The organism is Photobacterium kishitanii (assembly GCF_003026355.1).
In the GTDB taxonomy this organism is placed as follows: Bacteria; Pseudomonadota; Gammaproteobacteria; order Enterobacterales; family Vibrionaceae; genus Photobacterium; species Photobacterium kishitanii.
This window is the reverse complement of record NZ_PYON01000003.1, coordinates 378,924-400,729: the sequence shown is the minus strand read 5'-3', so window position 1 is coordinate 400,729 and position 21,806 is coordinate 378,924. Positions and strand designations below refer to the sequence as shown.

General features: G+C 39.6%; 24 protein-coding genes. 3 read left to right on the top strand and 21 right to left on the bottom strand.

Annotated elements, in window-relative coordinates; translation table 11 throughout:
• Positions 1 to 54 precede the first annotated feature (54 nt).
• The 20 genes from nadA to aspS all read right to left on the bottom strand — a co-directional run bounded on the left by nadA (position 55) and on the right by aspS (position 17,647).
• Complete coding sequence (gene nadA, locus C0W29_RS05810) at positions 55 to 1,116, bottom strand: quinolinate synthase NadA (RefSeq protein WP_045041635.1); 1,062 nt, start codon at positions 1,114 to 1,116, stop codon at positions 55 to 57.
• Between the two features lie 368 nt (positions 1,117 to 1,484).
• The gene (locus C0W29_RS05805) at positions 1,485 to 1,862 is read right to left on the bottom strand and encodes a hypothetical protein (protein ID WP_107174089.1); all 378 of its coding nucleotides are present in this window, start codon (positions 1,860 to 1,862) and stop codon (positions 1,485 to 1,487) included.
• An 8-nt stretch (positions 1,863 to 1,870) separates the two neighbouring features.
• Positions 1,871 to 2,191 carry a hypothetical protein gene (locus tag C0W29_RS05800; RefSeq protein WP_045044338.1) on the bottom strand — a complete coding sequence of 107 codons (321 nt, stop codon included), beginning with the start codon at positions 2,189 to 2,191 and terminating at the stop codon, positions 1,871 to 1,873.
• Positions 2,192 to 2,207: 16 nt separating this feature from the next.
• A complete protein-coding gene (locus C0W29_RS05795; RefSeq protein WP_045041638.1) occupies positions 2,208 to 2,534 on the bottom strand; it encodes a hypothetical protein in 327 nt (108 codons plus the stop codon).
• Between the two features lie 137 nt (positions 2,535 to 2,671).
• A complete protein-coding gene (gene ybgF / locus C0W29_RS05790) occupies positions 2,672 to 3,400 on the bottom strand; it encodes a tol-pal system protein YbgF (protein WP_045044337.1) in 729 nt (242 codons plus the stop codon).
• Between the two features lie 21 nt (positions 3,401 to 3,421).
• Complete coding sequence (gene pal / locus C0W29_RS05785) at positions 3,422 to 3,973, bottom strand: peptidoglycan-associated lipoprotein Pal (protein ID WP_036795399.1); 552 nt, start codon at positions 3,971 to 3,973, stop codon at positions 3,422 to 3,424.
• A 66-nt stretch (positions 3,974 to 4,039) separates the two neighbouring features.
• Complete coding sequence (gene tolB, locus C0W29_RS05780) at positions 4,040 to 5,362, bottom strand: Tol-Pal system beta propeller repeat protein TolB (RefSeq protein WP_045044336.1); 1,323 nt, start codon at positions 5,360 to 5,362, stop codon at positions 4,040 to 4,042.
• Between the two features lie 72 nt (positions 5,363 to 5,434).
• Complete coding sequence (gene tolA / locus C0W29_RS05775) at positions 5,435 to 6,547, bottom strand: cell envelope integrity protein TolA (protein ID WP_107174088.1); 1,113 nt, start codon at positions 6,545 to 6,547, stop codon at positions 5,435 to 5,437.
• 3 nt (positions 6,548 to 6,550) lie between these two features.
• Positions 6,551 to 7,003 (bottom strand): protein TolR, encoded by a 453-nt coding sequence (gene tolR / locus C0W29_RS05770; RefSeq protein WP_036795404.1) that lies wholly within the window; start codon positions 7,001 to 7,003, stop codon positions 6,551 to 6,553.
• 6 nt (positions 7,004 to 7,009) lie between these two features.
• Positions 7,010 to 7,696, bottom strand: a complete 687-nt coding sequence (gene tolQ / locus C0W29_RS05765; RefSeq protein WP_036795405.1) for a protein TolQ — start codon at positions 7,694 to 7,696, stop codon at positions 7,010 to 7,012.
• Positions 7,697 to 8,101 carry a tol-pal system-associated acyl-CoA thioesterase gene (ybgC, locus tag C0W29_RS05760; protein WP_045041643.1) on the bottom strand — a complete coding sequence of 135 codons (405 nt, stop codon included), beginning with the start codon at positions 8,099 to 8,101 and terminating at the stop codon, positions 7,697 to 7,699. It lies immediately after the preceding gene.
• Positions 8,102 to 8,373: 272 nt separating this feature from the next.
• Positions 8,374 to 8,676 carry a cyd operon protein YbgE gene (ybgE, locus tag C0W29_RS05755; RefSeq protein ID WP_235869002.1) on the bottom strand — a complete coding sequence of 101 codons (303 nt, stop codon included), beginning with the start codon at positions 8,674 to 8,676 and terminating at the stop codon, positions 8,374 to 8,376.
• Entirely contained in the window at positions 8,669 to 8,776 is a 108-nt protein-coding gene (gene cydX / locus C0W29_RS05750) for a cytochrome bd-I oxidase subunit CydX (RefSeq protein ID WP_036795409.1), read from the bottom strand. Before cydX ends, ybgE begins: the two co-directional genes overlap by 8 nt.
• Before the next feature lie 14 nt (positions 8,777 to 8,790).
• On the bottom strand, positions 8,791 to 9,927 hold the full coding sequence (cydB, locus tag C0W29_RS05745) for a cytochrome d ubiquinol oxidase subunit II (protein ID WP_045041644.1): 1,137 nt from the start codon (positions 9,925 to 9,927) through the stop codon (positions 8,791 to 8,793).
• 18 nt (positions 9,928 to 9,945) lie between these two features.
• On the bottom strand, positions 9,946 to 11,532 hold the full coding sequence (cydA, locus tag C0W29_RS05740; RefSeq protein WP_045041645.1) for a cytochrome ubiquinol oxidase subunit I: 1,587 nt from the start codon (positions 11,530 to 11,532) through the stop codon (positions 9,946 to 9,948).
• A gap of 979 nt (positions 11,533 to 12,511) precedes the next feature.
• Positions 12,512 to 13,528, bottom strand: a complete 1,017-nt coding sequence (ruvB, locus tag C0W29_RS05735) for a Holliday junction branch migration DNA helicase RuvB (RefSeq protein ID WP_036795413.1) — start codon at positions 13,526 to 13,528, stop codon at positions 12,512 to 12,514.
• Positions 13,529 to 13,555: 27 nt separating this feature from the next.
• Positions 13,556 to 14,179, bottom strand: a complete 624-nt coding sequence (gene ruvA / locus C0W29_RS05730) for a Holliday junction branch migration protein RuvA (RefSeq protein ID WP_036795415.1) — start codon at positions 14,177 to 14,179, stop codon at positions 13,556 to 13,558.
• A gap of 191 nt (positions 14,180 to 14,370) precedes the next feature.
• Positions 14,371 to 14,892: a crossover junction endodeoxyribonuclease RuvC gene (gene ruvC / locus C0W29_RS05725; protein ID WP_036795417.1), complete on the bottom strand. Its 522-nt coding sequence runs from the start codon at positions 14,890 to 14,892 to the stop codon at positions 14,371 to 14,373.
• A 20-nt stretch (positions 14,893 to 14,912) separates the two neighbouring features.
• Positions 14,913 to 15,659: a YebC/PmpR family DNA-binding transcriptional regulator gene (locus C0W29_RS05720; protein ID WP_045041646.1), complete on the bottom strand. Its 747-nt coding sequence runs from the start codon at positions 15,657 to 15,659 to the stop codon at positions 14,913 to 14,915.
• Between the two features lie 203 nt (positions 15,660 to 15,862).
• Positions 15,863 to 17,647 carry an aspartate--tRNA ligase gene (gene aspS / locus C0W29_RS05715; protein WP_045041647.1) on the bottom strand — a complete coding sequence of 595 codons (1,785 nt, stop codon included), beginning with the start codon at positions 17,645 to 17,647 and terminating at the stop codon, positions 15,863 to 15,865.
• 329 nt (positions 17,648 to 17,976) lie between these two features.
• On the opposite strand from aspS, the gene C0W29_RS05710 reads away from it, so the two are divergent.
• The gene (locus C0W29_RS05710; RefSeq protein WP_045041648.1) at positions 17,977 to 18,870 is read left to right on the top strand and encodes a DUF72 domain-containing protein; all 894 of its coding nucleotides are present in this window, start codon (positions 17,977 to 17,979) and stop codon (positions 18,868 to 18,870) included.
• 20 nt (positions 18,871 to 18,890) lie between these two features.
• On the opposite strand, the gene bla is transcribed toward C0W29_RS05710, so the two are convergent.
• Positions 18,891 to 19,754, bottom strand: coding sequence for a class A beta-lactamase (gene bla / locus C0W29_RS05705; RefSeq protein ID WP_045041649.1), 864 nt, complete (start codon positions 19,752 to 19,754; stop codon positions 18,891 to 18,893).
• A 187-nt stretch (positions 19,755 to 19,941) separates the two neighbouring features.
• Between bla and C0W29_RS05700 the strand changes: the two genes are divergently transcribed.
• Positions 19,942 to 20,829: a LysR family transcriptional regulator gene (locus C0W29_RS05700; RefSeq protein ID WP_045044334.1), complete on the top strand. Its 888-nt coding sequence runs from the start codon at positions 19,942 to 19,944 to the stop codon at positions 20,827 to 20,829.
• 233 nt (positions 20,830 to 21,062) lie between these two features.
• On the top strand, positions 21,063 to 21,791 hold the full coding sequence (cmoA, locus tag C0W29_RS05695; RefSeq protein WP_036795427.1) for a carboxy-S-adenosyl-L-methionine synthase CmoA: 729 nt from the start codon (positions 21,063 to 21,065) through the stop codon (positions 21,789 to 21,791).
• Positions 21,792 to 21,806 lie beyond the last annotated feature (15 nt).

Sequence of the window (21,806 nt, the reverse complement as noted above, 5' to 3'; positions counted from 1 at the left end):
TAGTAATAGTAATAGATCGAATCGCCTTTTCTTTTACATTAAGTAAGTGACTACTTACGCATTACCTTTAACTTTTAACTGTAACTCAGCAGCAAAATCAAGCATTCGATTAAGAGGAATGAGCGATTTTAAACGAACAGCTTCATCCACAAAAATTTCATGCTGTTGGCCACCTTCAGCTAAAGCTGTATAAATAGCTTTTAATCCATTCATAGCCATCCACGGACAATGTGCACAACTACGACAAGTTGCGCCAGCTCCCGCAGTTGGAGCTTCAATTAATTCTTTATTTGGCACCATTTGTTGCATCTTAAAGAAAATGCCTTTATCGGTTGCCACGATTAATTTAGTTTGAGGCAATGTTGTTGCAGCTTTGATTAACTGGCTAGTAGATCCAACAGCATCAGCCAATGCGACGACACTTGCCGGTGACTCTGGGTGTACTAAAATAGCAGCATCTGGATGAAGATGTTTCATCTGCTTTAGTGCTTGCGCTGAAAACTCATCATGTACAATACATTCCCCCTGCCACAACAACATCTCGGCGCCAGTCTGTTTTTGAATATAGCCGCCAAGATGACGATCTGGCCCCCAAATGATTTTACGGCCTTCACTGTCTAAATGATCAATAATTTCTAAAGCGATGCTCGATGTAACAACCCAATCAGCACGTGCTTTCACTGCAGCAGAAGTATTAGCATAAACGACTACCGTATGATCGGGGTGTTCATCACAGAATGTTGTAAATGCATCAACAGGACAGCCAAGATCGAGTGAACACTCAGCATCTAACGTCGGCATTAATACCGTTTTTTCAGGCGTTAATATTTTTGCCGATTCACCCATAAATCTTACCCCACAAACAATCAGGGTTGTTGCTGAGTGTTGATTACCAAAACGTGCCATTTCAAGCGAGTCACCAACAAAACCACCGGTTATTTCAGCTAGGGCCTGAATTTCGGGATCAGTATAATAGTGAGCAATCAGTACAGCATTATTGTCCTGTAGCAGCTGCTTAATTTTTTTAATATAAACCTGCTTTTCATTATCCGATAAGACAGCAGGTTTAGGGGGAAACGGATAGACCATTTCCGATGGATCAAATGCAATATTCATTATTCATTTGCTCGTCAGCATTCCTTACATGTTTAGTTATTATACCTGTGAATTTCGAAATTTCACCTTCAACAAATAAACACTCACTAACAAGCAGATACACCCAAAAAGGACAAAATATACCTTGAGCGTCTATATAAAAGTGAATTTTACGTCACTTTATTCTGAGAATCCTCTGAGAACATCTCAGAAAAAACAATAGTGACATTGATCACAGTTTTAAACCTTAGTCTATTAAATAATGCTTTATCGCTTTTAAAGCAAAGATTTAACTACCTGTAGAAGAGGTGAGACATTGATGAATGTCTATAACTGTCATCAAACTAGCCCTTACGGCATATAATTATAACTTAAGCCGGAAGCCTTTCTCATTTGAGAAAGGCTTTATTTTTGAAGGTTAGACTGTCTTTAGAAACACTAAAAAAAATAGTGATAATTTCTTTGGGTAAATGTGTATTACTCAGTACTTTTACTAAGTTTACATTCTGACCAAAAAACACTTTTTTTTCGAGTTCAGCCACAGAGATAGGCCTACCAACGTTATCAAAAATATACTTAATGAAACGATAGTTACCGCTCCCACCTCGAACAGAAATCACTTTCTGTCCACTGAAATACACCGTTTTAGTGCTTTCATCAAATTGTAGCAGCTGCTCTTTTGCTAAAAAAACCTGCAATAAATAAAGATAAGAGACAACTGCTACACAACAAAACAGAACAACCAATATGAATGTTGGTATGTCCATATGCTAACCTATTCTTCTTGATGGCATATCTTCGTTATATTATTTTTACCTACCCAATCAACTAGCTTTTGGGGATCAAGGTTACACAACGTTATAATTGAGCCAGTTTGAGCTGTCCAACCATCCTTTTTCCATTTCTGGATCTGTGCAAGTATATCGGCTTCTGTGTGATTATTTTTTAACGATTGCTCGATAATATTAAACGCATTCTCTCCTGCCATTTTTGTTACGTAATCATCATTAACTTTGGAATAATATGAAAATATTCCACCTGTTATCCAACCAGATAGCGCCAATAAGACTAATAACGCTGATATTGACTTATTCATCATAATCACCCTAAAACTAGATATGTAAACGGCAAATAGTAGTGATTGAAGAATCAGATAAAATCTTCTTAAACTTACTGCGATCATTATCACAAATTGTAGTCACTGATCCTGTCTGTGCTGTCCAGCCATCGGCAAACCATAACTGCATTTGCGCAACAATTTCTTGGTCTGTTTTCTTGTCTTGTAAGGACTGAGAAACAATGTTGTACGCATTCTCAGTTATCTTATCGTTAATTAATGTACGATCATTATGTAGATGCATAAACATCAGATAAGCCGCAAAAATCCAGCCTGAAATAGAAATTAATGAATATAACGCTATCTTTTTTTTATCTAACACAAGAACTCCAACTATCCATAGTATTAACCTTAAGATAAGTAGTAAAACTACTCATTTATCTAGGTGATCATACCAAAAAAACATTAAAAAAAAAGCCCACATCTCTGTAGGCTTTAAATCTATCAATAACGATAAATTTAGTGTTTTGATAAATTAGTTAATGCAGATTGAGCTTGCTTAGCGCTAGTTGAATTAGGATACCCTTTTACGACTTGAGTATAATAAGACATAGCTTTTACTGTGTCGTTACCACGTTCAGCGATAACACCTAGCTTTAATAATGCATCCGCACGCTTACTTGAGTCTTTAATGCTTGCGACTACTCCAAAATTCTTTGCTGCTTGCGATAAGTCATTTTGAGCAAAATAGAGCTGTCCTAACCAGTAACTCGCATTTGGCTTATATACAGAATCAGGATAAGAAGTTAAGAAAGACTGAAAGGCTTGGGTTGCTCCTTGATAGTCTTTCTTTTTTAAGATCAAATTCACCGCATTCTGATAAGCATCATTCTCACCCATATTTTTAGAATATGCTTCTGTCGGTGTATTAGTTGTCTCTTTAGCCGCTGGTGCTGCTTTTACAGGCTGACGACTTAACTGATCGACATCATTGTACAATTGTCGTTGACGCTCTTTCATCTGCTTAATATCGTAGCTATTACGCTCTACTTTGCCACGAATATTATCAAGATCAGCAGACATTTGATCTAACTGACGTTGAACCTGTAATTGCGATTGCCCTTGCGCTTCAAGCATACGTTCTAAAGTTTGTAAATTAGCTGCTGAAGCAGGAGCGGCGACCGCCTGGGTCGCCGCACCAACCAGCAACACTAATGCAAATTGACGCATTATTTTGTTACTGTTCATAATTATTAACCTAAATCTTAATTAGTATACGATCACTGCACGACGATTTTTCGCATAATCAGCGTCAGTATGTCCAAACAATAATGGCTTTTCTTCACCGTAACTAACAATCGACATTTGATTCGCCGGTACACCTAAAGCCTGTAAATATTGAGATACAGCAGTTGCACGACGCTCACCAAGTGCAATGTTATATTCAGGGGTACCACGCTCATCAGCATGACCTTGAACAATTACCTTAACATTTGGGTTATTACGTAAATATTCTGCATGTGCCTCCAACATTTTTTGATATTCCGGTTGGATTTCAGCATTATCAAATTTAAAGAACACTGTTTGTTCTTCTTGACGCAACTTTTGCATTTGTTGTTCATGCAATTGTTGTTCAGTCATTGCACCATTTTGATCGACTGGTGTCGAGATAGTTGTTTGACCAGCACCACCGCCACCTATACCACCATTTTGGTTTTGAGACGCAGCTGAACTACCAGCACTGTCTGTTGAACTACATGCTGCCAATGTCATCATTGGTAACGCAATCGCTAGGCCTTTTAAAATTCGGTTAAGTTGCATCTATTTTTCATCCTTTATCATTCAGTAATACCCATTATTTGGGTATGTTATTGTTCTATAATCCTATTATAGGAATGGACCCCAAGCAGGAGCTCGTACACGTTTACTTGTCGACGGTAAACGCGCCTGGAATCGACCATCAATAGATACCAAAGACAATTCATAACTATTATTTTGTGCTGAGCTATAAATAATCATGCTACCGTTAGGTGCAATACTTGGTGATTCAGCTAAGTTTGCTTTTGTTAAAATCTGCACTGCACCACTTTTTAAGTCTTGTTTAGCGATGTTATAACCGCTATCTGAACGATTAACCATCACTAAGAAACGGCCATCAGGGGTGATTTGAGCCCCCATGTTTTGACTACCCTGCCATGTTACACGTTGAGTATCACCAGTAGCTAAATCAAGATGATAAATTTGTGGGCGGCCACCACGATCTGAAGTGAAATACATTGATTTACCATCTGGCGTCCAAACTTCTTCAGTATTATTAGCTCGACCATGAGTGATTTGACGTAATTCTTTCGTCCGTAGATCTTTAATATAAATCTGTAAGCTACCCGTCTTTGATAACACCATCGCTAATTTTGTACCATCAGGTGAAAACTGCGGTGAACCATTATGACGTGGATAATTAGCAATAAGTTCACGAGTACCTTTATAAATATTCAGTATAAAAATTTCAGCTTTGCCATTTTCAAAGCTGACATAAGCTAACTTACTACCATCAGGAGACCAAGCTGGCGACATTAACGGCTGCTTTGATTTTAAAACTACACGTTCGTTATAGCCGTCATAATCAGCAACACGTAATTGGTATGGAAATTCTGCCCCTTGATTATCATCTACATAAGCAATACGGGTTAAAAAAGCACCACGCTCACCGGTGAGTTTTTGATAAATCATATCTGAAATTCGATGCGCATATTGACGCATTCGATCAGGCTTTACTACCGCACGATTATTTAAAAGTAAGTAATCACTCGCAGCACCTTGCGAATCACTATTTAGTTTGCCTTTAACGACATCAACCAGTTGGTAATCAATAACATAATTACCATCTGCGTCTTGAGTAATACTGCCCGTTACAACCGCATCTACCCCTAATTTAGTCCACGCACTGTAATTAATTTGGCTTTCGTTATAAGGGTGTTGTGGTAACTTATTATTTGCTAGTGGGCTAAATTTACCACTTCGCTGTAAGTCAGAAGCAATGACAGCTGAAATATCGGTAGGTAATTTATTTTGGCCTTGCCATTCAAAAGGTACTATCCCTATTGGACGGGCGGAATCAACACCATCAGTGATGACTAAATCAAGTGCAGCATGTGCACATTGGCTAACGCTTAGTAAGGCAAAAAAAACACCTATCATCCAACGTTTCATCAATCGCTCCTTATCGTTACGAAAGCCACAACTATTGTTGTGGCAAAAAATAAAGTAAATATTCAACAACTTCTATGGACTAACAGTCAGATTAATAACCCGTAATTGCTTAACGACATCAGGATTATCTGGCATTGGAAACTCACTCACTTGCAGTACGGCTGATTTAGCTGCTCGACAAAGAGTATCATTCCCAGCTAACTGAGAAACATTTAACACTAAACCATTAGCAGACAAACGTAACGTTAGCTTACATTCTTGACCTTTAAAGCTTTGATCAACCAATAAATTTTGTTGAATCATTTGCTTATAAATAGCACCATAACGGGCTACTTCATCAGCAATATGCTTACCTCGAGCACCACCACGTTGTGCATTCTCAGCTTCTAGCCCAGAAAACATATCATTTAATGCTGCATCTTGTTTCGCTTGAGCTTCTGCCTTTGCTTTAGCCTCTGCCTCTGCCTTTGCTTTAGCCTCTGCCTTTGCTTTAGCCTCTGCCTTTGCTTTAGCCTCTGCCTTTGCTTTAGCCTCTGCCTCTGCCTTTGCTTTAGCCTCTGCCTTTGCTTTAGCCTCTGCCTTCGCTTGAGCCTCTGCCTTCGCTTGAGCCTCTACCTTCGCTTTAGCCTCTGCCTTTGCTTTAGCCTCTGCCTTTGCTTTAGCCTCTGCCTTTGCTTTAGCCTCTGCCTTTGCTTGAGCATCTGCCTTTGCTTTAGCATCTGCCTTTGCTTTAGCATCTGCCTTCGCTTGAGCCTCTACCTTCGCTTTAGCCTCTGCCTTCGCTTTAGCTTCTAATGCTTGTTGCTGCTGTAATTGTTGTTGTTTTTCGGCCTCACGCGTTTGTTTTTCAGCCTCACGCGTTTGTTTTTCAGCCGCCAACTTATCGGCTTTTAGTTGCCGTATTCGTTCAGCTTCTGCTTTACGCTGGGTTTCAAGGGCTGCTGTTTGTTGTTCTAAACGATCTTGGCGTGCCTGCTCAGCCTCTTTGGCCGCTTGACGTTGTTGCCGAATCTGCTGAGCTTGTTGATTCAACATTGCAGGATCAACCATGGTCGCTTGGATTGTATTACCTACAGGCTGTTTATTATCAAAGGTAAAATCAGCTCCCCATAATAGCAGTACAATTAATAACGCGTGAATGGCCACCGATATAACGACAGACTTAGAATAATTACTCTTCTTCATGCCTTAATTTCCGGGTTTATCTAACGGATCAGTCATCAAGCCTACAGATCCTACCCCAGCATGGCTTAGCGCATCTAAGGTTTCGACAATATTAGCGTAAGGTGTGCGTCCATCACCACCAACCATCACTAAGGTTTTTGGATTACTCGCAAGTTCAGCTTTTACGCGCGCAATTAGCTCATCAAGACTCAGCCCGTGCGCCATATCAGCATTATCAATGCTAACCCCTAAATTGCCATCTTTATCGACTTCAACAATGATTGGCGGAGTATTATTATCTTTATTTAATTGCGCAACTGTTTCAGCAGTTTGGGTTTTAGGTAGATCAACATCTACCCCTTGGCTAACAAACGGCGCTGTCACCATAAAGATAATTAATAAAACCAACATAACATCAATGTAAGGGACGACATTAATTTCTGCCGTCATTTTGCGTTTCTTCGGTTGATAAGCCATTGCTTATTACTCCTGATTCGCAGCAAATGCCTGACGATGTAATATGCTTGAAAATTCTTCCATAAAGGTTACATAAGTATGTTCAAGTTTAGTCACTTTATTAGTAAGGCGGTTATAAAACATTACCGCAGGAATCGCAGCAAAAAGTCCCATTGCTGTTGCTACTAATGCTTCAGCAATACCAGGAGCAACCATGGCCAATGTTGCTTGTTTTACCGCACCAAGTGCAATAAATGCGGTCATGATGCCCCATACAGTACCAAAAAGGCCGATATAAGGACTGATTGAACCTACGGTAGCAAGAAACGGTAAATTCGTTTCTAACTCATCGACTTCTTTAGATAATGACACTCGCATTGCACGCCCAGTACCTTCCATTACCGCTTCAGGTACTCGACCATTACTACGATGCAAACGTGCAAATTCTTTAAAGCCAGAGTAAAAAATTCGCTCAGATCCTGACAGCTCTTCTTTGCGATCTTGAATTTCTTGATAAAGCTGCGAAAGGTCGATACCAGACCAAAAACGATCTTCAAATTGAGCGGCGTTACGTTCAGCGCTGTTTAAAACTTGTGAGCGTTTAATGATCATTGCCCAAGAAGCAATAGACATTCCAAGCAAAATAAGCATAACCAGTTTTACCAACAAACTTGCTTGTAAAAAAAGGTCTAAAATGGTTAATTCTGAATTCACTTAATTGATCTCCGGCTTTAATTGTGCAGGTAACGCTATTGGTTTCATGATGGTTGGATTAATACAGGCAATTTTTACAATTGCACGGCAAAAGACCACATTATCGTCATTAACAAGCTCTTGATTAAATTCTATTGATGCACGACGTACATTTTGAATAGTTGTATTAACAACAAGCTGGTCATCTAGTTTTGCACCGCGAATAAAATCAATATTCATACTGCGTACCACAAAGCTCATATTATCAGCGAATAATTGTTGCTGACTTAAGCCAATATAACGCAGTAGTTCTGTCCTTGCTCGCTCAAAAAACTTCAAGTAATTGGCATGGTATACCACCCCACCCACATCGGTATCTTCATAATAAATGGTAATTGGCCATTTAAAAATATCTTGTTCTTTCATTTGGTATCCATAACCGTCATGCCTACACGGTGCTAACAATCTTGCTTAATACTACTATACCCTAACTCACCCACAGATAGTTACCGTGGAGCTAATAGATGGGAGCATTTAACTGAAAAATGAAATTTGTCAGTAGGTTCTGACAATCAAATCACAATTCTGTTCAGTTATCATGCATTAAAAACGAATTGTTAATCATGGTTACAATTTACTCATATAAAAAAAGCCTGTTCCATTGCGGAAACAGGCTTTTTAGTACTACAGATTAAACGCTATAAAAAACGTAATCCGAGAATATACAATAATATAGGCAGTGCGATATAAGGTGTAAAAAACACCTGAAAATACCACCGACGAGGAACGAACCCCATACCAAATACCATGGCACTACAGGTTGCCCAAATCATCAGAGGTGCTAACCCCGCACTAAATCCACCAATATCTTCGGCAAATTGTCGAGGCTCCCACATTAGTAACCCAGTAACAGTCAACGCCATTACTATCGCTAATAATTTAAGCGGTAACACATTCAGTGGTGCATGAATTAGCTTAACCGCACGATCTATATTACTCACTGTCTTTATCCATATTTTCAGTCGTTTCAAGCCATAATGCATTGACAATACCGAAAGAACAAGCCAGTAGAACACCTAGAATCCAAGCGAAATACCACATAGTTCGTCTACTCCTTAGTACAGTGACGTCTTGTTGTCTTCGATATATTTAGTATCAAGACGACCAAACATTTTGTAGTAACACCATGAGGTGTACGCCAAGATTACAGGTACCATAACAAATGCTACCACTGTCATAATCTGTAATGTGTATTCAGATGATGTTGAATCCCAAATAGTCAAACTTACATGTGGATCTAAGCTTGATGGCATAATGAATGGGAATGTCGCAAAACCAAACGTTAATACCACACCAACAACAGTTAGGCTTGAGAACAAGAACGCAAAACCAGCACGGTTAGCACGTGAACATAACGCTGTTAGTAATGGCATTGCTACTGCAAGTATTGGTGCAATCCATAATACAGGGTAGTTATGGTAGTTAATAAACAACGCGCCTACCTGACGAACAACTTCTTTAGTTAATGGATCTGACGCTGCATTTGGTAAGACTTGCGATGTAATCACATAACCGTTAATACCTTGAGAAACAAAGCCAGCAATAATAAACACGACCGCCATTAATACTGCAGAGATTGCTGCAACATTACGTGCACGAGCATGAATCGCATCGGTTGTTTTCAATTGTAGGAACGTTGCGCCTTGAGTGATGATCATCAGTAGACTCACAACACCACAAAGTAATGCGAACGGATTTAATAACCCAAAGAATGATCCTTTATAGGTTGTAATCATAAATTCGTTTACTTCAAATGGTACACCTTGCATAAGGTTACCAAAAGCAACACCAAAAATGACTGGCGGTACAAAACTACCAACAAAGATAGCTTTATCCCACAAGCTACGCCATTTTGGATCAGTCAGCTTAGAACGGTAATCGAAACCTAACGGACGTAACCACAATGAAGCTAAGGTCAAGATCATTGCTACATAAAAACCAGAGAATACGGTTGCGTAAACTAATGGCCATGCTGCAAATAATGCACCACCGGCGGTGATCAACCAAACTTGGTTACCATCCCAGTGAGGTGCAATTGAGTTAATCATTACACGACGTTCGTTATCTGTCTTACCAATAATTGGTGACAGCATACCTACGCCCATATCAAAACCATCAGTGATAGCAAAACCGATGCATAATACACCAATTAATACCCACCAGATGACTCGCAAGCTTTCATAATCAAACATTATTCTGTCTCTCCCTGCTTACACTTCAACCTGACGTGAAACCACATCTTGCGCCGTATCTTTTTGTTCAAAGTGATAACGACCTGTCTTCAAGCTACTTGGACCTAAACGTGCAAACTTAAGCATTAAGTACACTTCGGCAATCAAGAACAAGGTATAAAGTCCGATAATCGCGGCTAACGAGAACCATAATTGCGATGGCTCAAGATTGGATGCAGCCATATGTACTGGTAATATTTCACCAACAGCCCATGGCTGACGACCATATTCAGCTACAAACCAACCAGCTTCAATCGCAATCCAAGGTAATGGAATACCAAACAATGCTGCTTTAAGTACCCACTTATTGCCTGTGATTTTATGACGGCATGATTGCACAAATGCAGCACCAATAATGGCAAACATTAAGAAACCAGCACCAACCATGATACGGAAGCTAAAGAATAACGGCCATACGCGAGGAATGGAGTCATCAACGGCTTGTTGAATTTGTTCTGGTGTCGCATCAACAACGTTCTTAGTATAAGGCTTCAATAATAAGCCATAACCTAAGTCGCCTTTTACTTCATCAAATGCAGCAATGTTAGCTGGTGTTCTTTCGCCTGCTCGTAATTTTTCAAGCAATCCGTAAGCAACCATACCGTTATGAATTCGCACTTCATGTTGTTTCTTCAGATCACGAATACCTGTTACTTGAGTATCAAGTGAACGAGTAGCAATAATACCCATTAGATACGGGATCTTAATCGCGTAATCTGTTTCCATCGTTTCTTGGTTAGGGAAACCAAACGCCGTAAATGCCGCAGGAGCAGGTTCGGTATGCCATTCAGCTTCAATCGCTGCTAGCTTAGTTTTCTGAACGTCACCTAATTCATAACCAGATTCGTCACCCAGGATCATTACTGAAACAATTGATGCAAGACCAAATGCCGCAGCGATTGCGAATGAACGACGAGCAAAGGCAATATCACGTCCTTTAAGCATATAGTATGAACTTACGCCAAGGATAAACATCGCACCACATACGTAACCTGATGCAACGGTGTGAACGAATTTAACCTGAGCAACAGGGTTAAACACAACGTCCGCAAAGCTCACCATTTCCATACGCATGGTTTCAAAGTTGAAATCTGCGCCGACTGGGTTTTGCATCCAACCGTTGGCAATCAGAATCCACAATGCTGAGAAGTTAGAACCTAACGCTACTAACCATGTCACTGTAAGGTGTTGACGTTTTGATAGACGGTCCCAGCCAAAAAAGAACATACCGACTAAAGTGGATTCGAGGAAAAACGCCATCAGTGCTTCGATGGCTAATGGAGCACCGAAAATATCACCAACATAGTGAGAATAGTAAGCCCAGTTTGTACCAAACTGGAATTCCATGGATAGACCAGTTGCTACACCTAAAGCAAAGTTAATAGCAAAAAGCTTACCCCAGAACTTTGTCATGTCCTTGTAGATTTGCTTGCCGGTCATTACATAAACCGACTCCATAATGGCTAGCAAGAAAGCCATACCTAGAGTCAATGGAACGAACAAAAAGTGATACATTGCTGTTAAAGCAAACTGTAACCGCGATAGTTCGACGACATCAGTTAACATTGATAACTCCTTTTTTCACCAGCTGACTGGTGCAGTACTACACAGTGTACCGATTATTGGGCTTAGCCAATCGTAGATAACAAACTGCAATATTAGTGATCTTCCTGATCGCATTTATCATGTTGATAATGGCGTCCATTCTATTGTTGCAGTTTTGTACCAAAAATATTGTTTTACTGTTATTCTACAGCTAATAAAGTCAATACTAATATTACAGATATCAGCATTGATCTTCAAAGCATTTATTAATAGTGTTTCCTTGATATCCATCAAGGAAAAACCTCATCAAAGCAACGAACTTCAAATCATTGATGCAAGTCAACGTTGAGTTCATTTTTGTTTATCGAGCCGAGTTTACAAGAGTTACATCTTAATATTTAGCGACTAAGTGACATATTGTTACATAATTCATTCTTATCGTGTCATATGATGATGGTATTCAGTCAATTCGTCATCATTAATGCAAAAAATAAAAGTTACTACCAAACAATACGTTATAAACACAGATGCTTATAAGTAAAACGTTTTAAAAAACAATTAAAGCATTGATATATAAACACAAAAGCAAACATAAAAAGAGTCATCACTGCCGTTTATATTACACAACCCATCAATAGATAAAAACACACCACTTGTGGAATCGATATAAGTCAATATTCATTTTTAATAAAATAGATTTTAATTTAGGAGGGGTTTTTACGAGGTGGTGGTAACAAAATTAGCGCTATCCTCTTTGTAAACGATAATAATTACCCTTTAGACTCTATTAATGAAATATTGTAACCACAAAAATAGCCATTAGTTATATTTAGAAAGTTCAAATCCACACAATACATGTTAAATAAAATCATTAATTGTTAATTAATATATAAGTTATTTGTGATGCTAATATGTGACCTTTTACGCAACTCAAAATATTAGCAAAAAAAAGTGAGGTCTATAATGCCCCACTTTTACATTATTTTAACCTACCGCAAGATTATTTAGTCTGGGGGATATCCAAACCGAAATGTAAATAAGCACGGTGAGTTGCAATTCTTCCACGTGGCGTTCGCTGTAAAAAACCCTGCTGAATTAAATAAGGTTCAAGTACATCTTCAATTGTATCTTTTTCTTCACCAATCGCTGCAGCTAGGTTATCTAATCCGACCGGCCCTCCCATAAATTTATCAATAATAGCCATCAATAATTTACGGTCCATATAATCAAAACCACTGCTATCTACATCAAGCATATCGAGCGCTTTATTCGCGATATCAGGACAAATATGGCCATTACTTTTTACTTCGGCATAGTCACGCACTCGACGTAATAATCGGTTTGCAATACGAGGTGTTCCACGTGCACGCATTGCCATTTCCATTGCACCACCCTCTTCGAGTGATAAACCTAAATAACTAGCACTACGAGAGACGATATCTTTAAGATCATCAACTTTGTAATACTCTAACCGCTGAGTAATACCAAAACGATCTCGCAACGGTGAAGTTAATGACCCTGCACGTGTTGTTGCACCAATTAAGGTGAAAGGTGGTAAATCAATTTTAATCGAACGCGCAGCAGGTCCTTCACCAATCATAATATCTAATTGGTAATCTTCCATTGCTGGGTAAAGAATCTCTTCAACCTGCGGACTTAAACGATGTATTTCATCAATAAATAATACATCATTCTCTTCTAGGTTGGTCAATAGCGCTGCTAAGTCTCCCGCTTTTTCAAGCACAGGCCCTGAAGTAGTACGAATACTCACTCCCATTTCATTAGCAACAATATTGGCTAAAGTAGTTTTACCTAAACCAGGAGGACCAAAGATCAACAGATGATCTAAAGCTTCATTTCGCAATCTCGCAGCTTGAATAAAGATTTCCATTTGATCACGGACGTGATCTTGCCCTTGATAATCATTCAGTAACTTCGGACGAATAGCACGATCAATAATATCATCTTCGCGAGGTGTCTCGAAATTACTAGAAACCAGTCTATCGGCTTCAATCATAATAAATACCTATTATAGGATGTGCTATTACACCATTGAACGCAGTGCATCACGAATAATCGCTTCGCTGGTCATGTCAGGTTGAGTAACTTGTGATACAACTTTAGCAGCTACTTGTGGTTTGTATCCTAAAGCCACTAAAGCACTAACCGCTTCATCTTCTGCTCGAGCTTGAGTCGCTGGATGTTGAATTGCCGCATTAGAAGCTGCAGTATCTAGTGCCGCAGTAAATAAATCACCTTCACCCCAACCTTTAAGACGATCTTTCATCTCAACCACTAGTCGTTCTGCTGTTTTCTTACCAACTCCGGGGATTTTAACCAATGTAGTAACATCTTCTAATTCTACGCTACGTACAAATTGGCTTGCTGTCATTGCAGATAAAATAGCTAAGCCTAATTTTGGCCCGACGCCATTAGCTTTAATGACCTCACGGAACAATTCACGCTCACTTTTTTTATTAAAGCCATACAATAATTGTGCATCTTCACGCACCACAAAGTGAGTAAAAATAATAGCTTCTTGACCTAACTCAGGTAACTCATAGAAACAGCTCATTGGCATAGATACTTCATAGCCAATACCGCCCACTTCAAGTAGTACTTCTGGTGGCTGTTTTTCAATCACAATTCCGCGTAGTCGGCCAATCACAACATCATCTCTATAATAGAAAGTAAATTGGCACTAGAATAGTAAACTACTGGATCAATATCCAGCCCTTTATCTGTAATCGCGATCAAACAGCCACAGAATATCCACTATCGGTCATGTAATAAAATTCCACCCATAAAAAAAGCAGCCATAGCTGCTTTTATATAACCATAATTACTATCATCGAGCAGTTAGCGGTAACGACCACGACGAGCACTGGTCGCTTTTCCTGCCATTGCAATTAAGGTTTTATGAGTATGAGCATGACATATAGCAATCGCTAAAGCATCGGCAGCATCGGCTTGTGGTTTACCTTCAAGCTTTAGCACTGAACACACCATATGTTGCACTTGAACTTTATCTGCACCACCGTTACCCACTACAGCTTGCTTAATTAACCGCGCGGCATATTCACTCACGGGCAAATCGGCATTAACAGCCGCTACAATGGCACAACCACGTGCTTGTCCAAGCTTAATCGCAGAGCTAGCATTTTTCCCCATAAACACTTCCTCAATCGCAAAACAGTCGGGTTGAAATTGAGTAATAACCTCAGAAACCCCTGCATAAATCTGTTTTAATCGACCAGGAATATCAGGGCATGATGTACGAATACATCCACTGCCTAAATATTCAAGTTTCCGTCCTACTTGACGAATAACACCATAACCCGTGATCCTTGACCCTGGGTCAATACCTAAAATAATTGACATTTATATTCCGAAGCAAACACTTATTCGAGTGCTGCTGCTACTTCATCAGACATATCACCATTATGATAAACTTCTTGAACATCATCCAGATCTTCTAATGCATCAATTAAACGTAGTAGCTTAGGGGCAGTTGTTATATCCAGCTCAGCTTTGGTTGACGGCACTAATGTTACTTCAGCATTCTCAGCAGCAAACCCTGCATTATCTAACGCATCTTTCACAGCGCCAAAATCAGCTGGTGTGGTATAAACATCAATTGAGCCATCATCATTGGTTTCAATGTCATCAGCGCCCGATTCTAATGCCACTTCCATTACCGCATCTTCATCTATCCCTGTCGCGTATGAAATAACACCTTTCTTTTCAAAAAGATAACTAACACTACCATCAGTACCTAAATTACCACCCGCTTTAGAAAAAGCATGACGAACACCAGAAACAGTACGATTACGGTTATCAGTCATGCACTCTACCATCACCGCAGTCCCTGCCGGTCCATAGCCTTCATAAATAACCGTTTCGACCCCTTCATCACCCTCTCCACCAGCACCACGACTTGCCGCTCGATTAATGGTGTCACGGGTCATATTATTTGATAATGCTTTATCTATTGCTGCACGTAGACGAGGGTTATTTTCAGCTTCAGCTCCTCCTTCTTTGGCAGCAACCGTAATTTCACGAATTAATTTAGTAAAAATCTTACCGCGTTTAGCGTCTTGTGCCGCTTTACGGTGCTTAATATTGGCAAATTTACTGTGACCAGCCATCTCGCTCTCCTACTGTCATTATTTTTAGTCCTCTAAAAAACATAAACTAAATAAATCATGAAAGCGAACAAAAGACTTTTACCAAAGCGATGCTAAATCATCTTAATAGCTATAAAAAAAGCCAATCCCTGTATTAGGTGATTGGCTCATTAAAGACTGAAAATTTATCCTGTTTAGGCTAAATGACAGTTAACAGGATAAGATTACTCTTGATCTTGTTCTTTTTTCTTAGCAATGTTAACCGCAATAGAAAGCTCTTCTAGTGACGCTGGGTTTGCTAGGCTTGGCGCATCTGTTAATAGACATGCCGCTGCTGTTGTTTTAGGGAACGCAATAACATCACGGATGTTATCAGTACCACAAAGAAGCATTACCAAACGGTCAAGACCAAATGCAAGGCCTGCGTGTGGTGGTGTACCAAACTGCAGTGCGTCTAGTAAGAAACCAAACTTCAGACGTTGCTCTTCAGTAGAGATACCTAGAATATCAAACACTGTCGATTGCATTGCTGAGTTGTGAATACGAACTGAACCGCCACCAACTTCGTAACCATTGATAACCATATCGTACGCATTCGATAATGCATCAGCAGGATTAGCCGCTAATTCTTCTGGCGTTAGGTTTAATGGTGAAGTGAATGGGTGGTGCATTGCAGACAATGAACCATCTTCATTTTCTTCAAACATTGGGAAATCAACAACCCAAAGTGGTTTCCATGCAGACTTATCAGTTAACGCTAGATCTTCACCTAATTTAAGACGAAGTGCACCCATCGCTTCTGTAACAACACGCTTGCTATCAGCACCAAATAAAATGATATCGCCAGATTCAGCTTGAGTGCGCTCAAGTAAGTTCTCAACAACTTCTTCGTTTAAGAACTTAGCCACTGGAGATTGAACACCGTCAAAACCAGCTGCGCGATCATTAACTTTCATCCACGCTAGGCCTTTAGCACCATAAATACCGACAAACTTAGTGTACTCATCGATTTGTTTACGGCTTAGAGATGCACCGCCTGGTACGCGGATTACAGCAACGCGACCTTTAGGATCATTTGCTGGTGCTGAGAATACTTGGAATTCAACATCTTTAAGAATATCTGCAACATCTACTAACTCTAGTGGGTTACGTAGATCTGGCTTATCAGAACCAAAACGACGGGCAGCTTCTTCAAATGACATTACAGGGAATGCGCCAAGATCTACATTTAGTAGCTCTTTCCACATTTCTGTGATCATTTTTTCAGTTGTCGCACGTACTTGATCAGCTGACATGAATGATGTTTCGATATCGATTTGAGTAAATTCAGGCTGACGATCAGCACGTAAATCTTCATCACGGAAACATTTAACGATTTGGTAGTAACGATCAAAACCAGACATCATTAGCAGCTGCTTAAATAGCTGTGGTGATTGTGGTAATGCGTAGAATTTACCTTTATGTACACGACTTGGTACTAAGTAGTCACGCGCACCTTCTGGTGTTGCTTTTGTTAGTACTGGTGTTTCGATATCAAGGAATGCATTATCGTCAAGGAAACGACGTACAAAGCTTGATGCTTTAGCACGTAGCTTAATGCGATCGCTCATTTCTGGACGACGAAGATCTAAATAACGGTATTTTAGGCGTTGTTCTTCTGAGTTCTTTTGGTTGAAATCAAGTGGTAACGCTTCTGAACGGTTAATAATTTCAAGGCCAGTTGCATAAATTTCAACTTCACCCGTTGCCATGTCTTTATTGCATTGGCTTTCAGGACGCTCACGCACTTCACCCGTTAGACGAATACAAAACTCGTTACGTAATTGGTTTGCTAGTGTGAAGATCTCTGTCATATCAGGATCAATAACAACCTGAACTACACCTTCGCGATCACGCATATCAATAAAGATAAGACCGCCCAAATCACGGCGACGGTTTACCCAACCGCATAAATCTACTGTTTGTCCTGCAAGGGACTTATTTAGGTGTCCACAATAATGGGTGCGCATAAGAAATTCCCAATCTATATATTTACTTAGCATGTTTGTGCTCAGGTTACAGTTCACTGTTAACCAAGCACAACTGGTTCAATCCCGACCGCTTGCTGTCTAATTTACGCATAAAATTGGATAGCAAGCCGGCCAAGAGGCAAAAATAACGAGCTATTATACCCAAACAGCCTCAGTTTGCGAAGTTAACCGCACGTTTATTCGTACTATCAGCAACCAATCAAAACAGATCATTACTGAAATTATTCCTAATTGCGGCAATTTAAGCATTTTAAATACAAATACGATAAAGTAATCATGAATTAACGGTTATCACCATGAGGCTTTGCATGTCATTAACTACAGCTAAGATGCCACCACTTCGATTAGGGCTCACCCAGTGGTCGCATAATCACTGGATCAATAGTCTTTATGATAAAGGCTGTAAAAGTGGCGATCGATTAGCGCGTTATGCTGAGGTATTTAATACGGTAGAAGGGAATACTACATTTTATGCCACACCAAGTATGACAACTGTACAAAAGTGGCATGATGCAACTCCTGACCATTTTCGTTTTACTTTTAAGCTGCCACAAACCATCACTCATCAGCAGCAATTACGGCACTGTGATCAAGCTGTGGCAGATTTTTTAAGTACGATGCAAGTATTAGAGCCGAAAACAGGGATTTGGAAAATTCAGTTACCGGCTCAATTTGGTCCTGACGCTTTGCCTATACTGGCACAATTTTTAACCAAATTTCCAGCTCATCTAACAACTGGGGTTGAAGTTAGACATCCGGCTTTTTTTGCTAAAGGCCCAGAAGAACAAGCCCTAAATCGATTATTAATCAAATACCGCAGCAACCGTATTATTATGGATAGTCGGCCTGTCTTTTCTGCCGCTCCAATTACACCAGCGGTTATTGATGCCCATCGTAAAAAACCGCAGATTCCGGTGCATGCTATCGCCACAGCCAATAACCCTGTGATCCGTTTCATTGGTCATCCGAATGACAACTGCAATGATCCATTCTTTAAAAATTGGTTGCAACGGCTACCGCTGTGGATAGCCGAAGGTAAGCAACCGTATTTATTTATTCATTCACCCGATAATAACCATGCGCCAGAATCGGCGGTACGTTTATATAAAAACTTACAACACCAAATGGCATCAATCATTGCTCTTCCTGATGTTGAATTACCATTACATCAACAACAGGATCAGCAAATTAAACTTCTATAATCATAGACTAACGCGAGCTATCAGTGTGACTCAACAATATTATATTTATTGAAAATTTTTGCACTGATACTCGCTACCACTCGGTTTAGTTCCGGTAATGTTTTAAGCTTTGAATTAGCAATAAATATTCCGATAAACAATGGTTGTTGATGTTCATTCCACACCATTGCCGTCAGAGTTCGTGAGCCATTGACACCACCACCACTACGATCAGCGATTTTCCATCCCGCCGGTAGCACTGCCCGTGCCAAACCATCAGATACCATATTATTGGTCATCCATAATTGTAATTGGGCTTTATTTTCACTATCTAACACATTCCCTGTTAATAATTTTTTAATGGTATCCATCATCGCAATTGGCGTGGTCGTATCGTTTAGCGCCCCTTTTTCAACATAGTTTAACTTAGGTTCAAAATGATCAAGTCGCGTTTTTTTATCACCAATCGTTCGCAAAAATTCGGTCAACCCTTGTGGCCCACCAATCTGTTCTAATACTAAATTAGCTGCATAGTTATCGCTCATAAACATTGCAGCCCCACAAACACTTTGCAGTGACATTTGACCACCAACAAAATTTTGGGTAATGGGATTCCAATTAATAAGACCAGCTTTGGTTACCTTGATTTTATTGGTCAAACTTAGCTTATGTTGTTGCACGTCATATAAAACATTAGCGCAAGCCAACGTTTTAAAGGCACTCATCATAGGAAAATGACTCGAGCCATTAAAGTTCCACTGACTATGCTGTTGAGTATCAATAATCGCTACCCCAATTTGTCCTTGAATCTGTTGTTCTGTATGACGTAAATACTGTTCAAGATCGGTTGCTGATGCCGTATAAGAAAACAATGCCAACAAGCTACATACCAAATATTTTTTCACTGTTCTTGTCCATAAAAAGATGAGTAAAGGATTTTAAGAGGTCATCCAAACACTCACAACATACCATTTCTAACCAGAGACCAAAGATTTTCTTGGGCTAAAATAATGATACCGTCGCCAGATTAATATTCGTAAATAATATGTAGCACGATAAAATACCCAACTTTAATTGGCGAATAAGAACCCCATGAACTTAAATCAACTTCCGCTCAATTCACTACGGGCTTTTTTTGCAGCCGCAAAACACCAAAACTTTACCAAAGCCGCTCAGGAATTGTGCGTAACCCAAACAGCAGTGAGCCAGCAAGTTAAAGGATTAGAATCGAAATTAGGCATCACACTATTCAACCGTATGCCAAGAGGAATAAGTCTAACCATGGAGGGCGTTCGATTATTTCCCGTCGTTGAAAAAGTATTTTCTGACCTTAGCCTCAATCTTGATAATTTAAAACTAGGCACCGATCGAGAACTCATTAATATTGGTGTCGTCGGCACATTTGCGATCAATTGGTTATTACCAAAACTACGTGATTTCTATCAATCACATCCACATATTGAACTTAGAATTTCAACGAATAATAATATTGCAGATACATTTGCCGAAGGACTCGATTACACCATTCGTTTTGGACGCGGTAATTGGCACTGTACCATTGCTGAGCATTTATTTGATACCCCCTTTAGTGCTCTTTGCAATAAAACAATTGCCTCATACTTACATACGCCACAAGATATCTTACAACACACATTATTGCGCTCTTACGATATTAACGAATGGAGTTTATGGTTTAATCAAGCGCAAGAAATGGCCCATTGCTCACACACTGCAAGTATTACTTTTGATTCAACCGCGCTGATGATGGAAGCAGCAATAAATGGGCATGGTATTGCACTAGCATCACCGTTTATGTTCCAAGAAAAAATAGCACAAGGACAAATAGTGCAACCCTTCGATATTTACCTTAATAAAGGCGGATATTGGCTTACTCGATTAGATATCAAAAAACAAACCCCAGCTCAAATAGCATTTAAATCTTGGTTATTAAAACAAGCACACCAACTCAATAACGAATGATTGAATCACAACATAGTCATGACTCAACATTCATTTTACTTATCAAGCACGATGAAGTATCAATCCTAACTAACAGTGCATTTCAACAATTATTAAAGACAAATGATGCTATTTTCTCTACAATACGCGACCTTTCAAAGGTGATGGATCACCTGATGGTTGCTCTTTACTGCAAGACACCATCACTGTATCTGTAGGATCCCTATTCTTTATATATGATGAGGTTCGTGAGAATGGCAAGCCACGACAATATTTTTGCTACGCCAATTGCAAAGCTAGGTGACTTTACGTTTGATGAACGTGTTGCTGAAGTTTTTCCAGATATGATTCAACGCTCGGTGCCGGGTTATAGCAATATCATCTCTGCTATTGGTATGCTCGCTGAACGTTTTGCCAAACCACACTCAAAAGTGTTTGATCTTGGCTGTTCACTTGGCGCTGCCACTTTATCGATGCGTCGTCATATTCATCAAGAAGGCTGTGAAATTATCGCCATTGATAATTCAGCAGCTATGGTTGAACGCTGCCGCTTATTGGTTAATGCTTACCGTTCTGAAACTCCTGTACAAGTGATTGAAGCCGATATTCGTCATGTCGATATCCATGATGCATCAGTAGTTGTGCTCAATTTTACGCTCCAATTTCTTGCTCCCGCAGACCGTCAAACATTATTAGAAAAAATTTATGCCGGTTTACGTCCGGGGGGAATATTAATTCTCTCTGAAAAATACATTTTTGATGATGAACGAGCCAATGAACTGCTGATCGATCTTCATCACGACTTTAAACGAGCAAATGGTTATAGCGAATTAGAAATCAGTCAAAAACGTAGCGCAATTGAAAATGTGATGCGTCCAGACAGCATTGAAACCCACAAACAACGTTTCAATGATATTGGTTTTTCTAGCTCTGAAGTGTGGTTCCAATGCTTCAACTTTGGCTCAATGTTTGCGATTAAATAAGGTTTACAGTTCCAA